General features: G+C 66.0%; 1 protein-coding gene. It reads right to left on the bottom strand.

From position 1 onward, the window contains the following. Positions 1-12 precede the first annotated feature (12 nt). On the bottom strand, positions 13-465 hold a 453-nt coding region (locus FQ705_RS00050; protein ID WP_186307750.1), incomplete at its 5' end, for a gamma-glutamyltransferase.

The raw sequence follows: 465 nt of genomic DNA, 5'->3' as shown, positions 1-465 counted from the left end.
GCTTGCGCGACCTTAGCGGATCACGCGCGTGACGCCGCGCCCGCGCGGATCGGCCGCCACCTCGGGCGACTTGCCATCGACCCGGATCACCTGGATGTCGCCGCTGAAATCCTGCCCCTTCAGCGTGTAGCCCTTGGCCTCGATCTGCTGCGCCAGCTCGCCGGTGATCGGGTGATAGGGCTCCCAGAAGATCGTGTTAGGCGGCAGCAGCTGGTGATGGAAGCGGAACGCGCCGACTTCCTCCTTGAGCGGCATGCCGAAGTCGTAGACGTTGGTGATCACCTGGAAGATCGAGGTGAAGATGCGGGAGCCGCCCGGCGTGCCGATCACCAGCGAGACCTTGCCGTCCTTGGTGAGGATGGTCGGCGACATCGACGACAGCGGCCGCTTCTTCGGCTCGATCGCGTTCGCGTCGCTGCCCACCACGCCGAACATGTTGGCCACGCCGGGCTTGGCCGAGAAGTC

This window comes from Paraburkholderia sp. BCC1884 (assembly GCF_900996225.1).
In the GTDB taxonomy this organism is placed as follows: domain Bacteria; phylum Pseudomonadota; class Gammaproteobacteria; order Burkholderiales; family Burkholderiaceae; genus Paraburkholderia.
Note: the sequence above shows the minus strand (reverse complement) of the source record. Positions and strands in the feature narration are given on the sequence as shown.